The sequence below is a fragment of the Algimonas porphyrae genome (assembly GCF_041429795.1).
Taxonomy (GTDB): domain Bacteria; phylum Pseudomonadota; class Alphaproteobacteria; order Caulobacterales; family Maricaulaceae; genus Litorimonas; species Litorimonas porphyrae.
The window spans coordinates 670,703-696,240 of the sequence record NZ_CP163424.1; the positions used below are offsets into that span (position 1 = coordinate 670,703).

General features: G+C 62.0%; 23 protein-coding genes. 19 read left to right on the top strand and 4 right to left on the bottom strand.

The window, feature by feature from the left end; genetic code table 11:
• The first annotated feature begins 227 nt into the window (after positions 1 to 227).
• The 7 genes from AB6B39_RS03285 to mmsB all read left to right on the top strand — a co-directional run bounded on the left by AB6B39_RS03285 (position 228) and on the right by mmsB (position 7,062).
• Positions 228 to 1,358, top strand: a complete 1,131-nt coding sequence (locus AB6B39_RS03285; RefSeq protein WP_284371776.1) for a hypothetical protein — start codon at positions 228 to 230, stop codon at positions 1,356 to 1,358.
• A gap of 233 nt (positions 1,359 to 1,591) precedes the next feature.
• Positions 1,592 to 3,088, top strand: a complete 1,497-nt coding sequence (locus AB6B39_RS03290; RefSeq protein WP_284371778.1) for a CoA-acylating methylmalonate-semialdehyde dehydrogenase — start codon at positions 1,592 to 1,594, stop codon at positions 3,086 to 3,088.
• A gap of 4 nt (positions 3,089 to 3,092) precedes the next feature.
• Entirely contained in the window at positions 3,093 to 4,247 is a 1,155-nt protein-coding gene (locus tag AB6B39_RS03295) for an acyl-CoA dehydrogenase family protein (RefSeq protein ID WP_284371781.1), read from the top strand.
• Between the two features lie 148 nt (positions 4,248 to 4,395).
• Positions 4,396 to 5,424: an enoyl-CoA hydratase/isomerase family protein gene (locus AB6B39_RS03300; RefSeq protein ID WP_284371783.1), complete on the top strand. Its 1,029-nt coding sequence runs from the start codon at positions 4,396 to 4,398 to the stop codon at positions 5,422 to 5,424.
• On the top strand, positions 5,417 to 5,794 hold the full coding sequence (locus tag AB6B39_RS03305; protein WP_284371785.1) for a VOC family protein: 378 nt from the start codon (positions 5,417 to 5,419) through the stop codon (positions 5,792 to 5,794). The genes AB6B39_RS03300 and AB6B39_RS03305 overlap by 8 nt, the downstream gene beginning before the upstream one ends.
• Complete coding sequence (locus AB6B39_RS03310; protein ID WP_284371787.1) at positions 5,791 to 6,174, top strand: hypothetical protein; 384 nt, start codon at positions 5,791 to 5,793, stop codon at positions 6,172 to 6,174. Before AB6B39_RS03305 ends, AB6B39_RS03310 begins: the two co-directional genes overlap by 4 nt.
• 12 nt (positions 6,175 to 6,186) lie before the next feature.
• Positions 6,187 to 7,062, top strand: a complete 876-nt coding sequence (mmsB, locus tag AB6B39_RS03315; protein WP_284371789.1) for a 3-hydroxyisobutyrate dehydrogenase — start codon at positions 6,187 to 6,189, stop codon at positions 7,060 to 7,062.
• Between the two features lie 105 nt (positions 7,063 to 7,167).
• Here the strand turns inward: mmsB and rho are convergent, their stop codons facing one another.
• Entirely contained in the window at positions 7,168 to 8,460 is a 1,293-nt protein-coding gene (rho, locus tag AB6B39_RS03320; protein ID WP_348520170.1) for a transcription termination factor Rho, read from the bottom strand.
• A 226-nt stretch (positions 8,461 to 8,686) separates the two neighbouring features.
• On the opposite strand from rho, the gene AB6B39_RS03325 reads away from it, so the two are divergent.
• The 6 genes from AB6B39_RS03325 to recF all read left to right on the top strand — a co-directional run bounded on the left by AB6B39_RS03325 (position 8,687) and on the right by recF (position 15,723).
• Positions 8,687 to 9,871: a glycoside hydrolase family 5 protein gene (locus AB6B39_RS03325; RefSeq protein ID WP_284371791.1), complete on the top strand. Its 1,185-nt coding sequence runs from the start codon at positions 8,687 to 8,689 to the stop codon at positions 9,869 to 9,871.
• Positions 9,872 to 9,988: 117 nt separating this feature from the next.
• Complete coding sequence (locus tag AB6B39_RS03330; protein ID WP_284371793.1) at positions 9,989 to 10,453, top strand: DUF2147 domain-containing protein; 465 nt, start codon at positions 9,989 to 9,991, stop codon at positions 10,451 to 10,453.
• An 898-nt stretch (positions 10,454 to 11,351) separates the two neighbouring features.
• Positions 11,352 to 12,194, top strand: a complete 843-nt coding sequence (locus AB6B39_RS03335; protein ID WP_371398690.1) for a mechanosensitive ion channel family protein — start codon at positions 11,352 to 11,354, stop codon at positions 12,192 to 12,194.
• Positions 12,191 to 13,363 (top strand): cation:proton antiporter, encoded by a 1,173-nt coding sequence (locus tag AB6B39_RS03340; RefSeq protein ID WP_284371797.1) that lies wholly within the window; start codon positions 12,191 to 12,193, stop codon positions 13,361 to 13,363. Before AB6B39_RS03335 ends, AB6B39_RS03340 begins: the two co-directional genes overlap by 4 nt.
• A gap of 120 nt (positions 13,364 to 13,483) precedes the next feature.
• Positions 13,484 to 14,587 carry a DNA polymerase III subunit beta gene (gene dnaN, locus AB6B39_RS03345; protein ID WP_284371799.1) on the top strand — a complete coding sequence of 368 codons (1,104 nt, stop codon included), beginning with the start codon at positions 13,484 to 13,486 and terminating at the stop codon, positions 14,585 to 14,587.
• 14 nt (positions 14,588 to 14,601) lie between these two features.
• Positions 14,602 to 15,723: a DNA replication/repair protein RecF gene (recF, locus tag AB6B39_RS03350; RefSeq protein WP_284371802.1), complete on the top strand. Its 1,122-nt coding sequence runs from the start codon at positions 14,602 to 14,604 to the stop codon at positions 15,721 to 15,723.
• On the opposite strand, the gene AB6B39_RS03355 is transcribed toward recF, so the two are convergent.
• Positions 15,720 to 16,919, bottom strand: a complete 1,200-nt coding sequence (locus AB6B39_RS03355) for an FAD-dependent monooxygenase (protein WP_284371805.1) — start codon at positions 16,917 to 16,919, stop codon at positions 15,720 to 15,722. The two genes, recF and AB6B39_RS03355, sit on opposite strands and share 4 nt — an antisense overlap.
• A 179-nt stretch (positions 16,920 to 17,098) precedes the next feature.
• Between AB6B39_RS03355 and AB6B39_RS03360 the strand changes: the two genes are divergently transcribed.
• Positions 17,099 to 19,555 carry a DNA translocase FtsK gene (locus tag AB6B39_RS03360; RefSeq protein WP_284371807.1) on the top strand — a complete coding sequence of 819 codons (2,457 nt, stop codon included), beginning with the start codon at positions 17,099 to 17,101 and terminating at the stop codon, positions 19,553 to 19,555.
• Positions 19,556 to 19,621: 66 nt separating this feature from the next.
• A complete protein-coding gene (locus AB6B39_RS03365) occupies positions 19,622 to 20,269 on the top strand; it encodes a lysoplasmalogenase (RefSeq protein WP_284371809.1) in 648 nt (215 codons plus the stop codon).
• Between the two features lie 36 nt (positions 20,270 to 20,305).
• Here the strand turns inward: AB6B39_RS03365 and AB6B39_RS03370 are convergent, their stop codons facing one another.
• The gene (locus AB6B39_RS03370; RefSeq protein ID WP_284371811.1) at positions 20,306 to 20,827 is read right to left on the bottom strand and encodes a MarR family winged helix-turn-helix transcriptional regulator; all 522 of its coding nucleotides are present in this window, start codon (positions 20,825 to 20,827) and stop codon (positions 20,306 to 20,308) included.
• A gap of 70 nt (positions 20,828 to 20,897) precedes the next feature.
• Between AB6B39_RS03370 and AB6B39_RS03375 the strand changes: the two genes are divergently transcribed.
• The 4 genes from AB6B39_RS03375 (at position 20,898) to AB6B39_RS03390 (ending at position 24,494) form a co-directional block, all read left to right on the top strand.
• Positions 20,898 to 21,521 (top strand): CPBP family intramembrane glutamic endopeptidase, encoded by a 624-nt coding sequence (locus AB6B39_RS03375; protein ID WP_284371812.1) that lies wholly within the window; start codon positions 20,898 to 20,900, stop codon positions 21,519 to 21,521.
• 143 nt (positions 21,522 to 21,664) lie between these two features.
• A complete protein-coding gene (locus AB6B39_RS03380) occupies positions 21,665 to 22,189 on the top strand; it encodes a hypothetical protein (RefSeq protein ID WP_284371813.1) in 525 nt (174 codons plus the stop codon).
• Positions 22,190 to 22,307: 118 nt separating this feature from the next.
• Entirely contained in the window at positions 22,308 to 23,894 is a 1,587-nt protein-coding gene (locus AB6B39_RS03385) for an AbgT family transporter (RefSeq protein ID WP_284371815.1), read from the top strand.
• Positions 23,895 to 23,897: 3 nt separating this feature from the next.
• Positions 23,898 to 24,494 (top strand): HD domain-containing protein, encoded by a 597-nt coding sequence (locus tag AB6B39_RS03390; RefSeq protein ID WP_284371817.1) that lies wholly within the window; start codon positions 23,898 to 23,900, stop codon positions 24,492 to 24,494.
• A gap of 67 nt (positions 24,495 to 24,561) precedes the next feature.
• On the opposite strand, the gene AB6B39_RS03395 is transcribed toward AB6B39_RS03390, so the two are convergent.
• Positions 24,562 to 25,530 carry a tyrosine recombinase XerC gene (locus AB6B39_RS03395; protein ID WP_284371819.1) on the bottom strand — a complete coding sequence of 323 codons (969 nt, stop codon included), beginning with the start codon at positions 25,528 to 25,530 and terminating at the stop codon, positions 24,562 to 24,564.
• Positions 25,531 to 25,538 lie beyond the last annotated feature (8 nt).

Below are 25,538 nucleotides of genomic sequence, written 5' to 3' on the forward strand. Positions count from 1 at the left end.
CCATGCTTTCTTACTCTCGTCCGTCACGGACACGAGGGGGGCATAACCCTCGGTGTGGCGGGCCGGTGCGAGCGCCTTAGCCGGGATGACAGTGAGAAAGAGCTGGGTGATGAGAGCGTTGATGGCGCTTGCGAGCAGCCAGATTTGCAATGCGGTAAGATAATTGCATTAGAACAGTGCGATATGTTGTGGTGTGTCGACCGACGCGCCGCTGGAAGGGACAGATAATGGCCAATCTTCGCACATTCTTACCGTGGCTTTTCATGCTGCTGTCAGCTTTTGCCATCCATTCGGCGACGGTGGCGCAGTCCAGCGCGCCCTTGCAGGGCAATGCGGGTCACATTGATAAAATCCAGTTCCGCGGCGGCTATCTCGACAATAGCGCCGAGCAACCCGGGCGCTGGCTGGAAAAGAAGAATGACGGCACGATCAATTACGAGTTTTTCGAGACCGGCTTTAACGGCTCCGTGATCGAACTGCAGGGTGCCGAACAGAAAGTCCGCCTGCGGGTTGATCTGAATGCCAAGACTGTACTGGGCGAATGGCCCGGGCACCCGATGGCCAAGATCTACACTGTCACAGATGTCGAGCTGTATGAGGCTATGGCAGTGCCCGCTCCGGCACCCGCGCCTGCGCCCGTACCGGTTCCGCCTGCTCCGCCGACCGAAGTCGTGATCGGCCATCCGCCGCTGGCTGGTCAGCCTGCGCCTGTCCCCGAACCGCAACCTGTTCCAGCACCCATTCCATCTCCAATCCCGGCCCCGATTCCCGCTCCGCAACCGCCGGTCAGTTCGGCACCGAGCCCGCAAGCGCTGAAATATGCCAAACATGCGACAGGCGCGTTCGAGCGCGTCTCGGACCGGGCCTGGCGCGAAATCACGGCGGACGGCCCGGCCTATCACTTCACGGTGGCGGGCTCGGATACGGAATCGCTCTTCCTGATAGACCCGCTTCGCGACGTCTTGATCGAACTCAGACCTGCCGACGCGCTGGTGCGTGCATCCGTGGCGGGCGAACCCCTGCGCGAAGTGTTTACACTGACCGGGTTCGAACGGGAGCCCGTCAGCCCCCCTGTCGTTGAGGGCACGCTGAGCCCGGCTGAACGCGCGCGCTGCGCGGATCGCGGCGGCTTTGTCGAACGCGCTGGTCTGCTCGGTGCGGAGCGGTGCACGATCCGCTATTCCGACGGCGGGCAGAGCTGTACGGACTCGAGCCAGTGCGAAGGCCAGTGCCGGGCCGATGTCAGCGTCCCGAACGGGGCCGCGGCGACAGGCGTCTGCCAGAAAACAGATAATCCGTTCGGCTGCTTCTCCGAAGTCAGCCAGGGCCAGGCCGGGCCCGGTCTTTGCGTCGACTAGGACCACCGGCTGATGACAGGCCATCGGCCTGAGCACAGGCCGCAGACCGCACGATAAACTGATCCTGTCCCCGGCTTCGCACGGGGTCGTGGCTTGCGCGAATAAGCAAGATCGCTATGGCGATGGCCTGCCACAGGCCGTGTGAGGGGGCCGTCATTCCGCCATGTGGCGGGTTCGCCCCCTTGTCTTGCCCGGCCTGTCTGTGACACGCACCGCCCGAAAGGATTTCTGCCATGAATACCATTGGACATTTCATCGACGGGGCGCACGTCGCCGGGACCAGTGAGCGTCTGCACGACATCTATGATCCTAATACGGGCGCGGTTCAGGCGCGGGTGGCGCTGGCTACGGACGGCGAACTCGACCAGGCTGTCGCCTCGGCCGTGGCGGCGCAAACCGTCTGGGCTCAGACCAATCCGCAGCGCCGTTCCCGCGTGCTGTTCGCCTATAAGGCGCTGGTCGAGCAGCATATTGACGAACTGGCCGAACTGCTCTCGCGCGAACATGGCAAGGTCCTCGCAGATAGTCGCGGCGATGTGATGCGCGGGCTCGACGTGATCGAATTTGCCTGCGGCGTGCCGCATGCGCAGAAGGGCGAGCATACTTATGGTGCGGGTCCGGAAATCGACGTCTATTCCATGCGCAAGCCACTGGGCGTGGTCGCGGGCATCACCCCGTTCAACTTTCCCGCCATGATCCCGATGTGGATGTTCGGCATGGCGATCGCGACCGGCAATGCCTGTATCCTAAAACCGTCCGAGAAGGATCCGTCCGTGCCGATGCGGCTGGCCGAACTGTTCGTCGAAGCGGGCGGCCCGAAGGGGCTACTCAACGTCGTCAATGGCGACAAGACGGTCGTCGACGCAATCCTGGCGCATGCGGACATCAAGGCGGTCAGCTTTGTCGGTTCGTCGGATATCGCGCAATATGTGTATGCCGGAGCCACGGCCAACGGCAAGCGCGCGCAATGTATGGGCGGGGCGAAGAACCACGGCATCATCATGCCCGACGCCAATATGGAACAGGCGGCCAAGGACATTCTCGGTGCGGCCTACGGCTCGGCGGGCGAACGCTGCATGGCGCTACCGGTCGTGGTGCCAGTGGGTGAGGGGACGGCAGATCGCTTCCTTGAGGCCTTCATGCCGAAGCTCAATGCGCTTCGGGTCGGGGTCAGCACGGATGCGGAGGCTGATTATGGCCCCGTCGTGACACAGGCTCACAAGGACAAGGTTGAAAGCCTGATCGATCAGGCCGAGGCCGAAGGCGCAACCGTGGTGGTCGATGGCCGTGGCTTCACCCTGCAGGGTCACGAAGACGGCTTCTTCATCGGCCCGACCTTGCTGGACGACGTCACGCCAGACATGGCAACCTATCATGAGGAAATCTTCGGTCCCGTCCTGCAGATCGTGCGCGCCAGTGATTTCGAAGAGGCTCTGCGCCTGCCGTCCGAGCATCAATATGGCAACGGCGTCTGTATCTTCACCGCCAATGGCCGCGTTGCGCGTGAATTCGCAGACCGTGTCGAAGTCGGCATGGTCGGTATCAACGTCCCGATCCCGGTCCCAGTCAGCTATCACAGTTTCGGTGGCTGGAAGCGCTCCGCCTTCGGCGATGCCAACCAGTACGGTATGGAAGGTCTGCGCTTCTACACCAAGGTGAAGACGGTGACGCAGAGGTGGCCCGAAGGCGAAACGGAGGATTCAGCCTTCATTATTCCGCATTTCGGGTAGACCGATGCACTTCCAACTCACCGAAGACCTGACGATGATCCGCGATATGGCGGCGAGCTTTGCGGCCAGCGAGCTCGCGCCGCATGCGGAAAAATGGGACCGGGAAAAGTTTCTCGACCGCAGCGTCTTCGAGAAGGCGGCTGCACTGGGCTTTCTCGGTATCTATGTCCCGGAAGACGATGGCGGAACGGGGCTGTCGCGTCTCGCATCCGCGATCGTGTTCGAACAGCTGGCGGCGGGCGATGTGTCGCACACGGCGATGATGACCATCCACAATATGGCGACCTGGATGATCGCGACCTTCGCCGATGACGACCTCAAGGCGCGCTATGTGCCGAAGCTTGTCGCGGGTGAGCTGATCGCGTCCTACTGCCTGACCGAGCCAGGGGCCGGATCGGACGCTGCGTCGCTCTCGACCAAGGCGGTGAGGGCCAAAAATAGTCAGGGGGGCGATGATTATGTGCTGAACGGCAATAAGCAGTTCATCTCCGGCGCGGGCTGGTCGGACGTCTATGTCGTCATGGCCCGGACGTCTGATGATGGTGCGCGCGGTGTGTCCTGCTTCGTGGTCGACAAGGACATGCCGGGCGTCAGCTTCGGCGCGAATGAGCGCAAGATGGGCTGGAATGCGCAGCCCACAGCGCAGGTCATTTTCGACGATGCGCGCATCCCTGCCGCCAACCGGGTCGGGGCCGAAGGCGACGGTTTTCGCTTTGCCATGGCCGGGCTCGACGGCGGCCGCGTCAATATCGGGGCCTGCTCGCTCGGCGGCGCGTCTGCGGCGCTGGACCTGGCGACATCCTATGCCAAGGAGCGCAAACAGTTCGGGCAGCCGATCGCCGACTTCCAGAACACACAATTCCGCCTCGCTGATATGGCGACAGAGCTCGAAGCCTCGCGCCTGATGATCTATCGCGGCGCAGACGCAATCGACAACAACCTCCCGGACAAGGGAAAATATTGCGCCATGGGCAAACGGTTCGCGACCGACCTCTGCTCCAAGATCGCCAATGATGCGCTGCAGGTGCATGGCGGCTATGGCTATCTCGCCGACTATCAGGTTGAACGCATCGTGCGCGACCTGCGCGTCCACCAGATCCTCGAAGGCACGAACGACATCATGCGGGTGATCATCAGCCGCGCCATGCTGAGGCAGTGAAAAACACCTTCTCCCTTGAGGGAGACGGTGGCCGACGGTCGGATGAGGGTGTTCGTCCGATCTCGGCCTTGCAATCAACGTTCAGCACCCTCACCCGCCGCTGCGCGGCACCCTCTCTCTCAAGGGAAAGGGGTATCAGGGAGATATCATGACCGATCAGATCATCGCTCGCATCGAGGGCACGCTCGGGCGGATCACGCTTAACCGGGCCAAGGCGCTCAATGCGCTGACCACGGAGATGTGTGTCGCCATGACGGAAGCACTGACTCGCTGGCTGGATGATGACCGCGTCAGGGCCGTCGTGGTCGACGGCGCTGGGGATCGGGCCTTCTGCGCCGGCGGAGATGTGATCATGCTGCATGATAGCGGCAAGGCGAAAGACGGGAGGGCAGAAGCCTTCTGGCGCACGGAATATGCACTGAACGAGCTGATCCACCGTTACGCCAAGCCCTATGTTGCGCTGATCGACGGGATTGTCATGGGCGGGGGCGTCGGCCTGTCCGTGCATGGACGGTTCCGCGTGGCGGGCGATACGACCCTGTTTGCGATGCCGGAAACCGGGATTGGCTATTTCCCTGACGTCGGCGGGACTTATTTTCTGCCGCGGCTTGGACGCGCCGTCGGCAACTGGCTCGGCCTGACGGGCGCGCGGCTCGGCCCGGCGCAATGCGTGGCGCTCGGCATTGCCACCCATTTCGTTCCGACGGAGCGTCATGCCGCGCTGATGGACGCGCTGGACGGTGCAGACGATGTCCAGGCCGTGCTGAGCAAATTCGAAACGGCAGCACCGGACGGCGATGTGATACCGGACAGTGTCAGCGCCTTTGATGCGCAGACTGTCGCGGAAATCCTGGCCGCACTGGATGCGGACGGCTCCGCCTGGGCGGCCCAGCAGGCCAAGCTGATCCGGCGCAAAAGTCCGCTCGCGTTGGCCACGACGCTGGAGGCGATGCGACGCGGCGGCGGGATGGATTTCCAGACCGCCATGATGCAGGAACTGGACCTGTCACTGAATTTTCTCACGACGCAGGATTTCTATGAAGGCATCCGCGCACAGCTGATCGACAAGGACCGCAACCCGGGCTGGTCGCATGACGCTCTGTCCGATGTGACGCAGGCGCAGATCGAACGCCTGTTCCGTCCCGTCGCCGATCCACGGCAGCAATTCCTTGACTGATCCGCTCGAAAATTCTCACGCGGCGATGAAATTCGCAGCGCCCGATCCGGTCGCGGCGGCTGACTGGTATGCCGGACTCGGTTTCCGGACTGCAACCTATGGCGATTATGCCATCGTGCGCCGGGGGCAGCTCTGCATCCACCTCTGGGCCTGTGCCGAGCGCAGAATTGCGGAGAACACGTCCTGCTATGTCGAGCTGGCCGATGTCGATGCCTTGCACGCGGAATGGGCGACGCTCGATCTCGGCAAGGGCCGGATCGAGGACGCGCCGAAGGATCAGCCCGGTCACGGCATGCGGGAATTTCATCTCTGGGACCCGGCGGGGAACCTGATTGGATTTGGCGCCCCCATGGCGGCCGCATCGTCATGACCGCCTGGCGCATTCAGCTGCTGCTGGCCTTCGTCTTTCTGTCGCTCGGCGGATGGGTCCTGCTGTTCCCGGGAACGGTGGAGCGGCTCGCCTTGCTGTCCGAGTTTCAGCATAATAGCGCCACGACGCGTCTTTTGCTGGGATGTTTCGGAGCGCAGGCCGTGCTGTGCGGTACGGTCATCGCTCTGTCCGAATTCAAGGCCCGAACCTTTCTGGTGGTTGGTCTGGTCGGATCGATCCCGTTTTTCGTTTTCAATTATTACTTTCTGTTCGTCGCCAAAATGTTCACGCCCCTCATGTGGCTGGATTTTGCCGGAAATGTTGCCATTCTGACGCTCTGTCTGATGGGATGGCGGCTGTTGCGACGCCAGGACGCTTGAAGGAGCCTTGCCATGATCATCGCTTTTATTGGACTGGGGAATATGGGCGGCGGCATGGCTGCCAATCTGGCGAAACATCATGCGGTGCGAGCCTTTGACCTGTCCGACAGTGCGGTCGCGAAAGCCTGCGATGCAGGTTGTAGCAAGGCGGCTACGGTCGCGGCGGCTGTGGCTGGTGCCGATGTCGTGGTAACGATGCTGCCGGCCGGACAGCATGTCCGGGCTGTCTATTCGGACGTGTTCGACCATGCGGCCAAAGGTACTTTGATGATCGATTGTTCCACCGTCGATGTGGACAGCGCCCGTGCCGTGATCGGGCAGGCGACTGAACGCGGTTTCGACATGATCGACGCGCCCGTGTCCGGCGGAGTGAAGGGGGCTGCTGACGGGACGCTGACCTTCATGTGCGGCGGTAGCGAAGACGCGTTCGCGCGTGCCAATCCGCTGCTCGACATTATGGGCAAGAACGTCTTCCACGCGGGCGATGCGGGCAATGGTCAGGTCGCCAAGATCTGCAACAATATGCTGCTCGGTATCCACATGATCGGGACGTGCGAGGCGTTCAATCTGGCGGATAAGCTGGGTCTCGACGCCCAGACTTTCTTCGATATTTCCAGCACGGCATCCGGCCAGAACTGGTCAATGACAAGCTATTGTCCGGCCCCAGGACCGGTCGAAAGCGCGCCTAGCAATCGTGATTATCAACCCGGATTTGCGGCTGCGATGATGCTCAAGGATCTGCGGCTGGCCAAGGAGGCGGCGACGACCGCGCGCGCCGCGACACCGCTCGGTGCGCAGGCGGAAAGCCTCTACGCGCTGATGGAAGCGGCGGGCGAGGGCGGTCTGGATTTTTCCGGAATTATGCGCCTGATAAACGGTCGTCTGTAGCAGAGCCGGACAAGGCGACGTCTCGCCAGTCTGGACTGGTCTGGAGATGCGGGGATTGCTCTGTCATCCCGGCCGAGCGAAGCTAAGAGCAGGGATGACAGCCGATCAGGTATTCATACTGTCGAAAAATTCCGAGTTCGTCTTCGTGTCCTTCAACTTGCCAAGCAGGAATTCGATCGCGTCCATCGTGCCCATCGGGTTGAGGATGCGGCGCAATATGTAGGTCTTGGTCAGCTCGGCAGGCGGGACCAGCAGCTCCTCTTTCCGCGTGCCGGATTTGGTAACGTCGATGGCCGGGAAGATGCGCTTGTCGGCAACTTTCCGGTCGAGGATGATCTCTGAGTTACCTGTGCCCTTGAATTCCTCAAAGATGACTTCGTCCATCTTGGATCCGGTTTCGATCAGGGCAGTGGCGATGATGGTCAGCGAACCGCCATCCTCGATATTCCGCGCGGCACCGAAGAAGCGCTTCGGACGTTGCAGCGCATTGGCGTCGACACCACCCGTCAGCACCTTACCGGAGCTCGGCACAACGGTGTTGTAGGCGCGTCCCAGACGCGTGATGGAGTCGAGCAGGATGATGACGTCCTTGCCGCTCTCGACCAAGCGCTTGGCTTTCTGGATCACCATCTCGGCGACCTGCACGTGGCGTGTGGCGGGCTCGTCAAAGGTCGAGCTGACGACCTCGCCCTTCACGGAGCGTTGCATGTCGGTCACTTCCTCGGGGCGTTCGTCGATCAGCAGGACGAGCACATAACATTCCGGATGGTTCTGCTCGATCGAGTGGGCGATGTTCTGCAACAGTACTGTCTTACCCGTCCGCGGCGGGGCGACGATCAGGGCGCGCTGGCCCTTGCCGATGGGCGCGACGATGTCGATGACGCGGCCCGACGTATCTTTCAGGGTCGGGTCTTCGATTTCCATCTGCAGGCGCGCATCCGGATAGAGCGGCGTCAGATTATCGAAATGCGCCTTCATCCGAGCCTGTTCGGGCGTCGAGAAGTTGATCTCTTCGGCTTCCTTCAGAGCAAAATAGCGCTGATCGCCTTCCGGCGCGTCGAGAATGCCGGAAATCGTATCGCCCGTGCGCAGGCCGAATTTGCGGATGATCTTGGGCGACACATAAATGTCGTCCGGTCCGGCGAGGTAATTGGCTTCCGGCGCGCGCAGGAAACCGAAGCCGTCCTGCAGCACTTCCAGAACGCCGCGACCGCGTACCAGCACATCGCGCTCGGCGAGATCCTTGAGGGTTTGGTAGAAAATATCCTGCTTGCGCATGGAGCCGGGATTCTTGATCCCGACTTCTTCGGCGAAGCGGTTCAGTTCGCCGGGTTTCATCTGTTTGAGGTCGTCCAGCGAGATGGTCTCGAGCTGGTCTACGGGTGTATCGACGGTCATGGTCTATCTTTGAAAACTGGCCGAGGTCGGAAAGGACTTCCGATGGCATTAGACAATAAGGGAGAGGCTGGGCCTTCTTACGACTGGCTGCCAGAGTATGCGGCAGGTCCAATCGATCAGCCGGACGGCTGTTGGCAGTGAGATAGGTCAGATCTCCGCATCGGTCAAGCCGGGAAGGCGGTGATCCGTTTAAGCTTTGCTCAAGAGTTGCTGCTATGCCTTGCCCATGGTTCGTCCCGTACAGACACGCCCGCCACTCAGCCGGCTAGCCTTGCTGATCAGCGTCACAGTCTCGCTGCTGGCGATCGCGATCCTGGCCCGCGAACTGACAGGCTGGAGCAAGGCCGGGTCCTACCCAGACCGCGCTTTCGCGCAAGACCTTGCCCAGGACATTCCGGCGCTGTCCCAATCTCCGGCCTTTGACGCGCAGCCCGTCCGCCGCTGCATCAATGTCGCGGCCGCGCTGGAAGCGCCGCCGGATGAGGATTGGGGCTACACGATCCGGGTCGACGATTTTTCGCGCATCCGCGCCGCCGGGTTCGATACGATCCGCCTGCCAGTCAAATGGTCCGCCTATACGGGACCGGGGCCTGACTACCGGATCGATCCGGCATTTCTGGCACGCGTCGACCGCTATGTCGCCGAGGCCATGCGCCGCGATCTGCAGGTCATTCTGAATGTCCATCACTTCGATGAATTCAACAGTCGTCCTGATGCGGAGGAAGCCCGGCTGAGAGCGATCTGGACGCAACTGTCGCGCTACTTCAAGGGCCGCGACGCAGGGCTGATCTTCGAGCTGCTCAACGAACCGCATTTCGAGGCCGTGACGTTAGACAATGGGCGGGTCGTCGATCAGGATTACAGCCACCCGATCGGTATTGCGCGCATGAACCGGATCAATCGCCAACTCAGCCGCCTGATCCGGGCCGATCATCCGGACCGCTGGATCGTGATGGGCAGTTCGCAATGGGGCAATCCCTATCCGTTGTTCGAAGGCGTCGACGGGGTGCGGTTTGCACCGGACCCGGATCCGCGGGTAATCACGACCTTTCACTATTACGAGCCGATCGCCTTTACCCATCAGGCGATGGAGTTTTCCGGTTATCCGCCCTTTCCGCGGCGCTGGGGAACGGCGCGTGACCAGCGCGACATCGCCGATGTCTTCGCCGAAGTCGCCCGCTTCCGCGCTGCAGGCGGCCACAATATGCCGGTTCTGCTGGGCGAGTTTGGCGCGAGCACCGAGACTCCCACCGCCCAGCGTCAAGCCTATAACAGGCTTCTGCGCCGCCTGGCCGAACATCACGCCATGGGCTGGTGCGCATTCGATTTCGCCAGCCCGACCTTTGGCCTGTTCGACACGGACCGGAACAGCTGGGATCAGGCCCTGCTCGAGACGTTGATCGATCCCTGATCGCCCCCCTGATCGCTCCGGCCTCGCTTTGGCCCCCTGACGCGGACGTCATTTGCAGCGACACCTGTGACCGATCTAAGACGGGTATATCCATTCCGCCCTTTTCGTGAGTGCCTCATGACCCGTCTCCATCCTAGCAGCGCCCGCCCAATAAGCGTCAGCCTGATCAGCCTCGGCCTGCTGGCCAGTGCTCTGCCGGCGGCCGCGTCCGATACGGTTTACGGTCTGTGGCTGACCGAGGAGGAAACCGCCACGGTGCGCATCGCCGATTGCGGCGCGGGGCCGATGGCCGGCACACCTTGCGGCGTGGTCGAGACGGCTGACATCCCGGAAGGCGAGCCGACAACCGACGTCAATAATGCCGATCCCACCCTGCGAGACGAGCCGATCATCGGCCTGACCATGCTGGACGGGTTCGAACGCGATAAGGACAAGTGGAAGAAAGGTCGCATCTATAATCCCGAAGACGGCAAAAGCTATAAAAGCTCGATCCGCCTCGACAAGGACGACCCGGACATTCTGAAGGTCAAAGGCTGCATCGCCTTTCTCTGCCAGACACAGGAATGGACACGGGTCGACTGAGGAAGCGCGTCTTCGCGCAGGCCTGGTTATGCGATCAGGTGGATTGACCTGACACAGCTTGTCGTCGCTAAGAAAAGCGACACGAGGCGCGGGCTTCCACCTCGCGATGGAAACAGACAACAATACCATTTTACGCTGGGCGGAAGCCCGCGCGCGGTGATCAGTCTGTTTCGTCTGCTGCGCCTGCGACCCATCATCTGCGGATACCGCGGCCTAACCGGACACAGCGAACGTGCAGCGACCGGATGCTTGGCTCACGCGCGGTCCGCAGGGACCAGCCTCAAATGCGGCAGAGAAACGAAGGGCGTCGGCAGATAGCATAAATCCGCCACCGATCCCGCTGTGACCCGGATGATCCACCTTCACGGGGCGGACCTCCCGGCTTTACCCGATCGCGAACACGTTCGTTCGCATCCTGGTCGCAGCCCTCACACCGATCCGCCACACCGAGGGTTATGCCCCACCTCGTGTCCGTGACGGAAGAAGGCGAGTTTAAGGTGGCGGGTGAAAGGGGGGATATGAAGCGTCTGTGATTTTTAATCCGAGGGATTGAAAATAGCGACGTGCAGAACGGCAAAAGACGTTCGGATGTCAGAATCGGGGATGGCATCGCATCGGGAACAGGACGTGTCGGGGATTCCTTTCGTCCATATCCCCAGTCCCGCCTATCCCGGCGCAAGCCGGGGCCCAGGCTGGCTTCGATTGTGCGTGCGACATCGCAACTGGATCCCGGTTTGCGCCGGGATAAGCGGTGCCGAGGTCGTTGCCGCGTGTCGTATGACTGGATCACATGACGCCGACAGACCTCCGTCATCCCCCATCCCTGCGCCAGGTTCCGCGACGTATCCGCAGTCAATGCGGGACTTTCCTTGGCGGCGATTTCGCGATAGCGGGCGGCATGAATATCGAGGATCTGAACTGGCTGAACAATGAGAGCGTGGTCAACACGTTCTTCCTGTTCGTCGTCGTCCTGTTGATCCGGATCGTGATTGTGCGGATCATCAAGGGGCGGACGCCGACCCTGTCGGATAATCGCCGCCGCTGGCTGTCGATCGTCCAGAATTCATCCTTCCTGCTGGGTCTGCTCGGGTTGATCTATATCTGGTCGCCGCAGCTATCGACCTTCGCCCTGTCCCTGACCGCCTTCGCCGTCGCGCTGGTGATCGCGACGAAGGAATATCTCCTCTGCGTCATGGGCGCGCTCTACCGCGCCACGTCCTCGGCCTTTTCGGTCGGCGACTGGATCGAAGTGCACGGGCTGAGAGGGGAGGTGCTGACCGAAGGGATTCTCAGCACGCGGCTTCAGGAACTGGACGGCGATGGCGGACGCAACGACTATACGGGCCGCATATTGGTGGTACCGAATTCCATTTTCCTCACGCAGACCGTCTTTAATGAATCCTACCGCAAGCGCTATCTGCATCACCGCTTCAGGGTGACAGTCGAACCCGGTATCGACCCGACCCCGATTGTCGCCCAAGTGCGCGACCGCCTGCCAGAGCTGTGCCCGGAGACCGATCAGACGGCGGAACGCTACTGGTCGATGGTCCGCCAGCGCCTGCAGAAGGAAATCCCCTCGCGTGAGGCGCAGGTCAGTCTGGATACGAGCGAGCTCGGCAAGATCCGCTTCACCGTGACAGTCTTCTGTGCCGTTTCGAAAGCGTCCGCCATCGAAGCGGATATTACGGGGCTCGTCCTTCGGGCCGCCGCGCAGGCGTCCGCACAGATGCAGGCCGGATGACGATCGATCCCTTTCTCGGGCCGACGGCGCTTGCCCTGGCGGTGATCTTCGCGACCGGCCTGATCCTGAACCTGTTCAGGCAGCCGCATGTGATCGCCTATATCGTCGCCGGTATTCTGCTGGGGCAGTCCGGCATCGGTCTGATCCAGAATGGGGAACCGGTTCAGCAGCTCGGCTCTCTGGGCGTGACGCTGCTGCTGTTCTTCGTCGGGATGGAAACCCAGCCTCTGCGCCTCATCAAGGGGTGGCGGGTCTCCATTGCGGGGACCCTGCTGCAGATCGTGGCCAGTGTCTGTCTGAGTTTCGCGATCGCTGCCATTTTCGAATGGGGGTTTGCGCGGGCCCTGCTGCTGGGCTTTGTCATTTCGCTCTCGAGCACGGCGATCGTTCTGAAGATATTGGAAAGTCACGGCGAGGTGGCGACACCGTTCGGACAGGATACGATCGGCGTTCTGATCGTGCAGGATATTGCCGCCATCGCCATGATCATCGGTCTGGGTTTTCTGGTCAGCGATGCCGATATGCTGACGCCGTCCGCACTGGGCGCGCAAGTTCTCGCGGCAGGGCTATTCATCGCGCTGATCGTCTGGATCGCGCGCGGCAAGACCGTCAAGCTCCCCTTTTCCCGCAGTCTTGCCAACGCGTCCGAATTGCAGGTTTTCGGGGCGCTGACGCTCTGTTTCGGGCTCGGCTGGTTCAGCTCGCAGCTTGGCCTGTCGACGGCGATCGGCGCCTTTGCCGGAGGGCTGATCGTGGGTGCGGCCAAGGCTACGCAATGGGTGTCGGAAGCGCTCTCCGCCTTCCGGACCGTCTTTCTGGGGCTCTTCTTCGTCTCCGTGGGTCTGCTGATCGATCTTCAATTCGTTATCGACCGGGCGCTGCCCATTGCCGGGCTGGTGATCGCCGTCCTTCTGTCCAGCATGGTCTTCAACACGCTGATCTACCGGCTGGCCGGATATGATCTGCGGCGGTCCATCTATGCAGGTGCGCTGCTGGCCCAGCCGGGCGAGTTCAGCTTCGTCCTGGCGGCGATGGGCGCAAGCACTGGCCTGATCACCGGGGTCGGTTATCAGCTGTCGCTCTCCGTCATCGCCATTTCGCTGGCCGTGAGCCCGGTCCATATCCAGCTGACGCGCCATTTCATTCGCCCGACTGTCACCGACGGCTGAACACGTCCGCGGTGCGGTCCATTGGCGGGGCGGTATTTCATCCCCAACCTGCGCTTCCCTTCGCCGTAATTTGCGCTATGTTCGGTCCACTGAATTTTCCTTTTTCCGCCCGAGCCGTCCATGAAACTCACCCTTGAACGCAGTGCGCTCCTGACGGGGCTGTCCCATGTCCAGTCTGTCGTGGAGCGTCGCAACACCATCCCGATCCTGTCCAACGTCCTGCTGGGCGGGGAGAATGGCCGCCTGACCCTGGTGGCGACCGATCTGGACATCGAAGTCTCTGAGTCGGTCGAAGCCGGTGTCGATGCGCCGGGACAAGTCACCGCGCCCGCCCATACGCTTTATGATATCGTCCGCAAATTGCCGGACGGCGCGCAGGTGCAACTGACCATTTCCGATAATGACCGGCTGGATGTGGATGCGGGTCCGGCCCACTTCACCCTGCCACTACTGCCACCCGGCGACTTCCCGAAAATGACGGCGGACGGGTTTACGCATGAATTTACCCTGCCGGCCTCAGAACTGTCGCGCCTGATCGACAAGACACGCTTTGCGATCTCCACGGAAGAAACGCGCTACTATCTCAACGGCATCTACCTGCATGCGCGGGACGGGCTGCTGCGATCCGTCGCGACGGACGGCCATCGGCTGGCGCTCGCCGAACGGGCGCTGCCCTCTGGGTCCGACGGCATGCCGGGCGTGATCGTGCCGCGCAAGACCGTGGCGGAACTGCGCCGCCTGATCGACGGGATGGACGCCGATGTTCAGATCGCCGTGTCCGACGCCAAGATCCGCTTCACGACCGGGACAGTCGTGCTGACGTCCAAGCTGATCGACGGCACCTTCCCTGATTATGAGCGCGTGATCCCGCGCACCAATACGAAACAGCTGGTACTGGACAATAAGGTGTTCGCCTCCGCCGTGGACCGGGTCGCGACCATATCTGCGGAGAAATCCCGCTCCGTCAAATTGTCGCTCACTGACAGCAATCTGGCGCTTTCGGTCAATAATCCGGAGAGCGGACAGGCGAATGAAGACCTGCCCGTCAATTATGACGACGAAGCCCTCGAGATCGGGTTCAACGCGAAATATCTGCTCGACGTGGCCGGGCAGATCGAAGGTCAGGACGCGACCTTCATGCTCGACAGCGCATCCGCGCCTGCTCTGGTGACAGATTCCGATGACGAGCACGCGCTCTTCGTGCTGATGCCTCTGCGCGTCTGATGTGACGCCCTTCGGTGGCGTCCTTCACCCAACTCCGCCTGACCGATTTTCGGTCCTATGACCGGCTCGATCTGGATCTGATGCCCGGACCTGTCGTGCTGTTCGGGGCGAACGGGGCCGGTAAGACCAATCTGATGGAAGCCGTCTCGCTACTCTCGCCCGGCCGGGGGTTGCGCGGGGCGGGGATCGACGCGCTGGCCCGGGTCGATGAGGGTGTCACCGCCCCGGCCTGGGGTATCACCGCAACCCTGAGCGACGAAACCATTCTGTCGGTCGGACAGGTACCGGACGCGCCGCGCCGCCGGGTCGTGCGGATCAACCGGACCAACGCCACCGCCGCGCAACTGGCCGAACAGCTGACCGTGCAATGGCTGACCCCGGCGCAAGACCGGCTGTTCACCGGCCCGGAAGGCGATCGCCGCAAATTTCTCGATCGGCTGACGCTGGCCTTCGATGCCAGCCACGGCGTCACCGCGCTGCGCTACGAAAAGGCGCGCGCGGAACGCAACCGGCTGCTGTCCGACGGTGTGTCGGATGCGTCCTGGTATGACGCGCTGGAAACGGATATGGCCCAGTGCGGGGCGCGCATTGCCCGGGCCCGCGTCGATACGGTGGAGCGGCTGCGCGAAGCCATCGCCGAACGCGACGCGACCGCTTTCCCGCAGGCCGGGATCGCTGTCACGGGCACGATCGAAGACCGTCTGCAGGCCGGGACCTATCTCGACGATGCGGAGTCCGATTTCCGCGACCTGCTGGCCGAGACGCGGCCGCTCGACCGTCGCGCCGGCCGCTCGCTGACGGGGCCGCACAGATCGGCGGTGGCGGTCACTCATCAGGCCAAGGCGATGCCTGCCGCGCTCTGTTCGACGGGTGAGCAGAAGGCCCTGCTGATCGGGCTGATCCTGGCTCATGCGCGCGCACAGGTCACGCGCTCTCCCATCCTGTTGCTGGACGAAGTGGCCGCGCATCTGGATGCGGTGCGGCGCAAGGCGCTGTCCGAAGAACTGACCGATCTCGGTCTTCAGGTGTTCATGACGGGAACGGACCGGTCCCTGTTCGATGATTTCGGCGATCGCGCCCAGTGGTTCGAGGTTGCGGACGCACAGGTGCGGCCAGCCTCCCCACAAGCAGCCTAAAGCAGCAGCGGCGGGCGCTCGCCCATCTCGCCCGCGGCTTCCTGCCGGATAAGCGGGTGCAGCGCCGGCACGGCGTCGACCGTGGCAAAAGCCAGCCGTCGGGCGTGACCCAGCAGGCTTAGCGGCCCGCGGCGCGGTGCGGCAGACAGGCTCTGCGTCACAGCAGCGAGGAGCATTTCATCGACCCGGCGCCAGCGCGCATAGCCGATCAGCCCGGCCGTCCCGATATCCTGCCCGGTCTGTGCCGCCTCCCGCACTGTTTCGCTCAGCGCGGCAATGTCGCGAATGGCCAGATTGAAGCCTTGCCCGGCCAGCGGATGAACGGCCCGGGCCGCATCCCCGACCAGGGCGACCCGTTCCGCGCTCAGCGCTTCGCTGCGCTGATCGATCAGCGGGTAGCTCTGAACAGAGGCGTCGAGACCTGTGATCTCCAGCGCGCCCCAGAGCCGTTCATCGATAAGGGAGACCAGGGCCGCTTCGGGCAGAGCGCAGGCCGCCGCAATCGCCGTCTCGCGGTCCGACCAGACGATCTGCGACCGATGTCCGGCCTTTGTTGTAGCCAATGGCAGCGACGCAATCGCGCCGACGCGCTGAAACCGTTGCAGGGCGATGCCTTCATGCGGCTCGGCGTGGATGACCGTCGTAACCAATGCATGCTGCCGGAAATCGCTCCGCGTCACGGACAGGCCCGCCATGCGCCGGATGGCGCTTTTGCGCCCATCCGCCGCCACGACCAGCGCCGCCTTCAGCACGCGTCCATCGCTCAGGCTCAGCCGGGCATCGCCGTCGATCTCCAGCGCGTCGAGACCGGTGCGCTCGATGATCTCGACCGACGTGTCTGAGAGCCGGCTCAGCAAGGCCGCCCGCAGCGCCGCATTCTCGACGACCATGGCGAGCGGTGCATCACTGCGACTGGGCAGCTCGAATTGCCAAGGCGTATCGGCTTCGCCTTCACCGACGCGCATGCCGTGAATGGGCGTCACCGCAGGGCAGTCCACACCCAGCCGGCTCAGCATACGCAGAGCAGAGGGCGTCAGTGTCGTCGCCCGCCCGTCCGAGGCCGCGCGATACAAGGGCCCCGCATCGATCAGCGTCACGCGCTGTCCCGGTCCATAGTCGCTGTCTGACAGCGCAATGGCGCTCAGCAACCCGGACAGCCCGGCCCCGATAATGGCGATGTCAACGCGATCAGTCATGCCGCCCGCCTAAGCTTCTGCGCATGACTTGAAAAGCCGCCTTGATGCGCGGCTGCCCGCCTTTTTGCACAAGCATGAGCGCAGGGCACCCCGGCTTAACGTGACCTTCACGCTTTACCGTCACACTTCATTAACCTGACAATCCAACCGCCTGATGATCCAACAACTGGATGCCACCGATGACGCCACCGCCTGCCGCCACCGCAAGCTATGAGGAATATTCGCCCGAAGCGATTCAGGCGATGATGGATGCAGTCACACAGGCCGAGGCGACGGCCTGGAAGCGGGCTGTCGGCGCGCTCGCCGTGATCGCGCTGGGTCTGATGATCCTATTGGCGCAACTTTCCTATTCACCTTTCGATCCGACGGCGGATACGGCGGGTGTCGGGACCGTGACCAACTGGCTGGGCGGCCCGGGTGCGTGGCTGTCCAATCTGCTGATGCAGACGCTGGGCTGGGGCGGTCTTCTGGCCGGCGCTCTGGCGATCATCAGCGGTATTCGTCGGATCGTGCGCCACAAGGCCCCCGTTCAGACCCGCCGCGACCGGGCCGGGCGCGCCCTGATCTATATCGGCGCGGTGCTGCTCGGCACGGCGACCCTGTCGGCTTTTCCGATCCCGCAAAGTTGGCCGATGGCGTCCGGTCTCGGCGGCTGGTTCGGCGATCTGATGCATCTGGGCATGAAAGGCTGGCTGGATTATGTCGGTGTGCCGCTCTCGGGGGGGATCGTCGCTCTGATCACTTTTCTTGGCTTCGGCGTCTGTCTGGCGCGTCATCTCGGCGTGGTCCGGCGCGATGTGGTCGATATTCTCGATGCCGCCGGCCTGGTCTGGGCTTATACACGGGTTGGGATCGACACGCTGAGTGCGTGGCTCGTGCGCATCTTCCGCAAAAGCTATGTGCAGGATGTCGACGCTGGGCCCGTTGGTCTGCGTGATATTCCGGACACGGCGCCGCCCGTTGCCGCCTTTGCGCCCGCAGCCGCATCTTCGCCCCCGGCTATACCCGCAGCTGCGCCGCAGCCCGCACCGAAGCCTGCTGCCACGAAAGCTAAGCCAAAGCCCAAATCAAAAGCCCGCAAGGTCGCCAATCCGAAAAAGGGTCAGCCCGAATTCGATTTTTCCGATGCCAGCGCTTTTGTCCTGCCGACACCGGATCTGCTGAAAGCGCCGCCACCGCGCAGCACGGTGCGCGACGAAACCATGCTGGTCCGTCAGTCCGAACAATTGCACCGTGTCATGGGCGATTACGGCGTTGAAGGGGTTATGGGCGATGTCAGGCCCGGACCCGTCGTCACCCTGTTCGAATTCGAGCCCGCGCCTGGCGTCAAAAGCTCCCGCGTGATCAATCTAGCGTCAGACATTGCCCGCAATATGAGCGCGCAATCTGCGCGGATTGCCGTCGTGCCGGGACATAACGCGCTGGGGGTCGAACTGCCCAACCGGAAACGCGAAATCGTCTGGTTGCGCGATATGATGGAATCGGAGGCCTTCGCGAGTAGCGAGGCGCGCCTGCCCCTGATCATGGGCGAAGATATTGGCGGGGAGCCGTTTGTGACCGATCTGGCGTCCATGCCACACATGCTGGTGGCGGGGACGACCGGCTCGGGTAAGTCGGTCGCGGTCAATTCGATGATCCTGTCGCTGATGTACAAGCTGACGCCGGATCAGTGCAAATTCATCATGATCGATCCGAAGATGCTGGAGCTCTCCGTCTATGACGGCGCGCCGCATCTGCTGGCCCCTGTCGTGACGGAACCGAAAAAGGCCGTCGTCGCGCTGAAATGGGCGGTGCGGGAAATGGAAGACCGTTACCGCAAGATGAGCCAGGTCAATGTGCGCGGCATGGAGGCCTTCAACCAGAAAGTGGCCGAGGCCAAACGCACCGGCGAAACCCTGTCCAAGACGGTTCAGACCGGATTTGATCACGACAGCGGCGAACCCGTCTTCGAAACGCAGGAGTTCGAGTTCGAACCCATGCCCTATATCGTCATCATCATTGACGAGATGGCGGACCTGATGATGGTCGCCAAGAAGGATATTGAAGGCTCCGTTCAGCGTCTGGCTCAGATGGCGCGAGCGGCGGGGATTCACATGATCCTGGCAACGCAACGCCCCTCGACCGATGTCATCACCGGCACGATCAAGGCCAATTTCCCGACCAAGGTCTGTTTCCGGGTCGGCTCCAAGATCGACAGCCGGGTCATCCTGGGCGAAATGGGCGGCGAACAATTGCTCGGCAAAGGCGACATGCTGTTCTCCGGCGATACCAGTCCAAAACGCTATCACGGCCCGTTCGTCTCCGACTCCGAAGTCGAGCGTGTCGCCAATTTCGTGCGCGCCCAAGGAACGCCCGCCTATCTGGATGCGATCACGGAAGAGAAGGACGAGGAAGCACCGGACGATGCGTCTCTTGCAGGCGGTGGCTCGGATGGCGGGTCCCTGTTCGATCAGGCCGTCGCCATCGTAGCGCGCGATCGCAAGGCATCGACCAGCTACATTCAGCGGCGTCTGTCGATCGGCTATAACCGCGCCGCCGATCTGATCGACCGGATGGAGCAGGAAGGCATGATCAGTTCTGCGGGCAGCGGCGGCAAGCGCGAGATTTTCCTGCCGGAAGAGGATGATCCGTTCTAGGGATCAGACGTCCGCCTGATGTAGATCGAGATATTATCAGGATGCGCTGATTTCCAGGTCCATACTATGCCGATTTACATCCTGTCCGCCTCGATCATCCTGTCCGTCATATATGGCGCCCTGTTGTGCTACCGACCGCCGAGCGTCCTGAAGACGGTGGTCAAGGTGGCGGCGACGGGCTTGCTGACATTCTGGGTCTATGCGCTGGGCGGGCCGATATGGCTGGTCACGGCTCTGGCGTTCGGAACCATCGGCGACGGCTTCATGTCGGGCCATCCCAAGAGATGGCTGCTGCCGGGCCTGCTGGCCTTCTTCGCCGGACATCTCGCCTATCTGGCACTGTTCATGACGACGCCTCACACGCCAATCAATATTGCGACGCTCGCGATCGCCTGTGCCGTTTTCGCCTTTTCCGCCGGCTTCGTCGCCTTCCTGTGGACATCGCTTGCAGAGATGCGCTGGCCTGTGGTCGCCTATACGGGCGTCATCGCCCTGATGGGCGCAACGGCGGCCAGGCTTGATATGGAAACGTCTTTCGTGGCGATCGGTGCGGCGCTGTTCATTCTCTCAGATGTGCTTGTGGCGCTGGAAACCTTCAAGATCGACGCGGATGCCCGCATTCGGAAAATCACGGGTCCGCTCCTCTGGGCGCTGTATTATGGCGGGCAGCTTCTGATCGCCTATGGCTTTCTGCTCGGCCTGCAGGTCCTCTAGGCCCTGTCGGGGCGGCAGTTCGACCGGATCGACGGCTTATCGTGGTGTCTCTGACATCCTCTTCGTAATGGTATCGAGCTGATCCGACAGAGCGTCCAGCCTGTCTTCGCCCATCGGCAACAGGGCGGTCATCGCAGACTGGAAGCGCCGGCTGAGCGCCTCATCAATGGCGGCTACCCCCCGGTCCGTGAGCCTGACGAACCGGGTTCGCTTGTCTTCCGTGCCCTGCCTGCGGACGACATAGGCTTCCCGTTCCAGCCGACCGACGGCAATGGCGAGGGCGCCGGAAGTGAGATGAACGCGTTCGATGAGCTGGTTGGGTTGAAGTTCATAAGGCGGCCCCGACACGCGCAGCATGCCCAGAATGTCGAAGTCGGTATAGCTGAGCCCGCTGGGCTTCAGCCTCATGGCCGCATCATTTTCCAGCACTCGCCCGGCGAGGATGATCCGGCAGATGAGGCGCAATACGGACGATGACACATCCGGGCGTTCGTGTCGGAAGCTGTCGACAATGGTGTCGACGATGTCGGAACCGTCGGTCTGATCGCTCTGTCCCATAGGCCCATGTGAAAGACTTGAAGAGGGAGAACAATATCTTTATGCAAAGATAAACTGTCGGGAGGCTTTCATGCTGGTTCAGGAACTCATCAACACCGTCGTTCAGATTATGGTCGTTTTGATCATTTGCGCTGTGTTCTGGGGAATCTTCGGGCGCAAAAAGGCGGGTCTGACGCAATGGCTGGGTCTCTACCGTCCGACGCGCCGGTCCATGATCATCGCGGTGATCATAGGCGTCGCCTACAAGTTGGTGACGATCCCGATCTACCTCATTCCCTCCATGACGGCGATCGTGATGGCGGAGGGGACGGTGGGTGCGAAATTTGCGTCGCAAGGGCTGACGGGGACTGTCTTGCTGACAATTCTGGTCATGGCGCTTTTCAAGACGGCGTTGGCCGAAGAAATCCTGTTTCGCGGGCTGATCGCCAAGCGCCTGATCAAGGCGTTCGGATTGTGGGTCGGCAATACGGTGCAAGCCCTCATTTTTGCCGCCGCACATTTTATCCCTTTTGTCCTGATCATGGGCGATTCAGTCGACGCATTCGTCGTCCTGGCCATGTTCATTCTTCCGGCCTGTGGCGGCTGGATGATGGGCTATCTCAATGAGGAAGTCGGGAACGGATCGATCGGGCCTAGCTGGGCCTTGCACGGTTTCGGCAATCTGACCGCCTATCTCTATTTCGCCTTGTCCTGAGCCTGCGGGTTTCGCAGGCGACGCCATCCGCATTGATAGGCCCCGAAAAGGCGCGTGAGGTCAGTTGATCGGTTTTAAGGGATCTGCATGATGGACATTGGCGGGACGCGGCGGCAAGTGTGGGGTTGTCCTGCCGGAAAAAGATGAGCCGGCCGAGTATCATGGAGCCGATGCCAGTCTGGAAACGTAAACCGCTGCCCGCCCTTGAAGGCCTTGATGAGGTTCAGAACCTGTTTGCCCCGCCTCCGGGTCTGACCGTTCGGTTTCATCGCCATCAACCCTCCCATGAGTATGATGGTTACGCGGCGATCATGAGTTTTCACGGAAACATGCCCGATGGATCGGGCGGCAAAGCACATGGCCGGTTCGTCGCCTCCAGCGCCGCCTTCTGGAGGACGCATGAGGATGCCAAGACGCTGGTGGTCGATTTCAGGGACCTTCGCTATCGCTGGGGAGACAGCCTTATCATGCTGTTCGACCGGATCGGCAGGCAGTTCGATCACGAATGGAGCGATATCGGGATGCAGGTCCCGATCAAATTGCTGGCGTCCGACAATTCGGCCGGTCTCTATTCTCTCATTAGCGACAAGTCGGTTTTTTTCGACACGATCGAGGATGCGCTCATATCCTGCCGCGCCGATATGGGCAGATATTACGAAGACGCGTGAGAGCTTAGCTTGCCGCTGCATGCCGCGCGCGAGCCGTCGATGCCGCCAGAACTGAAAGCCCGGCTTTGACTCTTACTGTGGTCCCGCTAAGCGGCTGCGACCTTACCCGGAGAGCATGATGGCGGATCAGAACGCACAGACAAAGCCCAAGCGCAACGCGTTTAGCCGCTTCCTCGATGGGGTCGAATGGCTCGGCAATCTGCTACCGCACCCTGTGACACTATTTGCCATTCTGGCGGCGGGCATCGTCGTCCTGTCCGGCATCTTCGGCTGGATGGGTCTGGCGGTCGTCGATCCGCGTCCCGCCGGTGCGCCGGGGGTTGCCGATGACGGCATGATCCGTGCGGTCAGCCTTCTGAACGGCGACGGCCTCCGGCGTATCTTCGTCAATCTGGTTGATAATTTCACGGGCTTTGCGCCGCTTGGCGTGGTTCTGGTCGCGATGATCGGCGTCGGCGTGGCAGAGAAGTCGGGGCTCCTGTCAGCCGCCGTACGCAGCATGGTGCTGGGCGCGCCCAAACATCTGGTCACGGTCGCCATCGTCTTTGCAGGTATCGTGTCCAATACGGCGTCCGAGGTCGGCTATGTCGTGCTGATCCCGCTGGCGGCAGCGATCTTCTACGCGCTGGACCGCCACCCGCTGGCCGGAATGGCGGCAGCCTTTGCGGGCGTATCGGGCGGCTATAGCGCAAACCTCTTGATAGGCACCATCGATCCGCTGCTGGCCGGGATCACGGAAGAGGCGGCGCAGCTGATCGATCCGACCTATACAGTACTGGCGACCGCCAACTGGTTCTTCATGGTCGCCTCGACTTTCCTGATCACGCTGATCGGCTCACTCGTCACCATCTATATCGTGGAGCCGCAACTGGGCGAATATGACAGCTCCCGCGCAGACGAGACGATCCTTGATAAATCAATGATGGAGCCGGTCTCGCCGATCGAGAAAAAGGGTCTGCGCTGGACCGGTATTGCCTTGCTGGCCACGCTCGGCGTGATGGCACTGACCATCGTACCTGAATGGGGCGTGCTACGCGAACCGGGCAATCCTGACCCGATGGACAGTCCCTTCTTCGACGGCTTCGTCGTCTGGATTCTGATCTTCTTCATGGTGCTGGGTTATACCTATGGCCGCGTCACGGGCACGATGAAGACCGACCGCGACGTCATCGATGCCATGTCCGAAGCGCTCGCCAGCCTGGGCCTCTATATCGTGCTGGTTTTCTTCGCGGCGCAGTTTGTGGCCTTTTTCGGCTGGACCAATCTGGGTGCGATCACCGCTGTATCGGGCGCAGAGTTCATCCAGAATAGCGGCATGAGCGGACCGCTCGTCTTCGTCATGTTCATCCTGATGTGCGCGCTGATCAACCTGTCGCTGGGGTCCGCGTCGGCGCAGTGGGCGGTCACGGCCCCGATCTTCGTGCCGATGCTGATGCTGGTCGGCTATTCGCCGGAAGTGATCCAGGCCGCCTACCGGATCGGGGATAGCTCGACCAATATTATCACCCCGATGATGAGCTATTTCGGTCTGATTTTCGCCTGGGCGCTGCGTTACGACAAGGATCTCGGCGTGGGCGGGCTGATCGCCATGATGCTACCCTACACCCTCTTCTTCCTGATCTTATGGACCGGCTTCTTTGTCCTGTGGACGTTCGGGCTGGATCTCCCTGTCGGGCCCGGCTCGCCGACCTATTACGGACAATAGACGATGCGCGCCCGCCGCCCGGCCCGCGCCTGGCAGCGTATGTTGTCGGGCCGCAGGCTCGACCTTCTGGACCCCAGCCCGCTCGATATCGAAATCGAGGACATTGCGCGCGGGCTGGCGCGGGTTGCACGCTGGAATGGTCAGACATCGGGCGATCATGCCTTTTCCGTCGCCGAGCATAGTGTCGTCGTGCTCGACCTGTTCGTCCAACTCTACCCGGCGACATCCGCCCATGACCGGATGAGCGCCCTGTTGCATGATGCGGCGGAATATGTGGTCGGCGACATGATCAGCCCGTTCAAGGCGGTGCTGGGCGACGACTATAAGGCGGTCGAGGCGCGGCTGGACGATGCCGTCAATCGTCGTTTCGGGCTGAGTGCGCCGACGCCGACGGCCCTGAAGAAGAAGATCAAGCGCTGCGACATCATCTGCGCCTGGTTTGAAGCGACCCAGATTGCAGGCTTCACGGTTGCGGAGGCCGATCAGTGCTTCATCACCCCGCCGGACGGCCTGCATGTGACCATTGATCCGAAACCTGTGGTCAAAGCCGAAGACCTGTTTCTGGCACGGTTCGCGGAACTGAAAGCGGCGCTGTCGTAAGACCTCACTGTTCCCGGTCGCTTGTGTCGCGGGCGTGCCGGGCGGATGTGCCGGATCGCGTTTCCCGCTAGGCCCGCGGATGGGCGGCAGCGTGAACCTTTTTCAGCTGTGCCGCATCGACATCCGTATAGCGCTGCGTCGTCGACAGGCTGGCATGGCCGAGCAGTTGCTGGATGGTGCGAAGGTCGCCACCCCCGGCCAGCAAATGGGTCGCGAAACTGTGGCGCAGCGCATGGGGTGTGGCCGTTTCAGGCAGACCGAGCGCACCGCGCAGGCGCTGCATTTCGGCCTGAACGGCCCGCGCACGCAAGGCCCCGCCGCGAACAGCCCGAAAGAGCGGAGTTCCCGGGTCCAGATCATGCGGGCAGAGGCGGACATAATTTGCGACGGCCTCACGCACGGCAGGCAATATCGGTACAAGGCGGGATTTGCCGCCCTTGCCGATGATGACCAGTGTCTCTCCCAGCGTCCCTCCCGGCGGTACGACGTCCGTCGTCAGCGACAGCACCTCGCCGATCCGCAAGCCTCCGCCATAAGCGAGCGATAGCACGGCGGTGCGGCAGGCCTTGACCCAGTCGGGGACGGTTCGGCCTGCATCGGCATCGATCATCACGCCATCATCCTCAATCCGGCCATCGAGCAAGCCTTTTGCGCCGTCGACTGAGAGCGCTTTCGGAACCGGTCGCTTGCGGCGCGGGCCCTTGATCAGGGCGATGGCGGAATTGGCGGCGTTCCAGCGCCGGTCGAGATAGGTATAGAAGGTCCGGATGGCCGAGAGCAGGCGCTGGACCGAGGCCGGACCCAGCCCACCCCTGCGGCGATAAGCCAGATAGGCCCGAAAATCCGTCGGCTTCAGCGCAGCGAGAACTCTCAGACCCGCCGGTTCGCCGAGATGGCGCATCATGAATGTCTGAAAGTCGGTAATGTCGCGCCCATATGCCTCGACCGTCTTGTCCGCCAGGCGGCGCTCGCCCGACAAATGGGCGAGAAAGCGCGTGCGGATCTCCTCTGCGGACATGTTGGGTATGGCGGTCATGGGGTCAT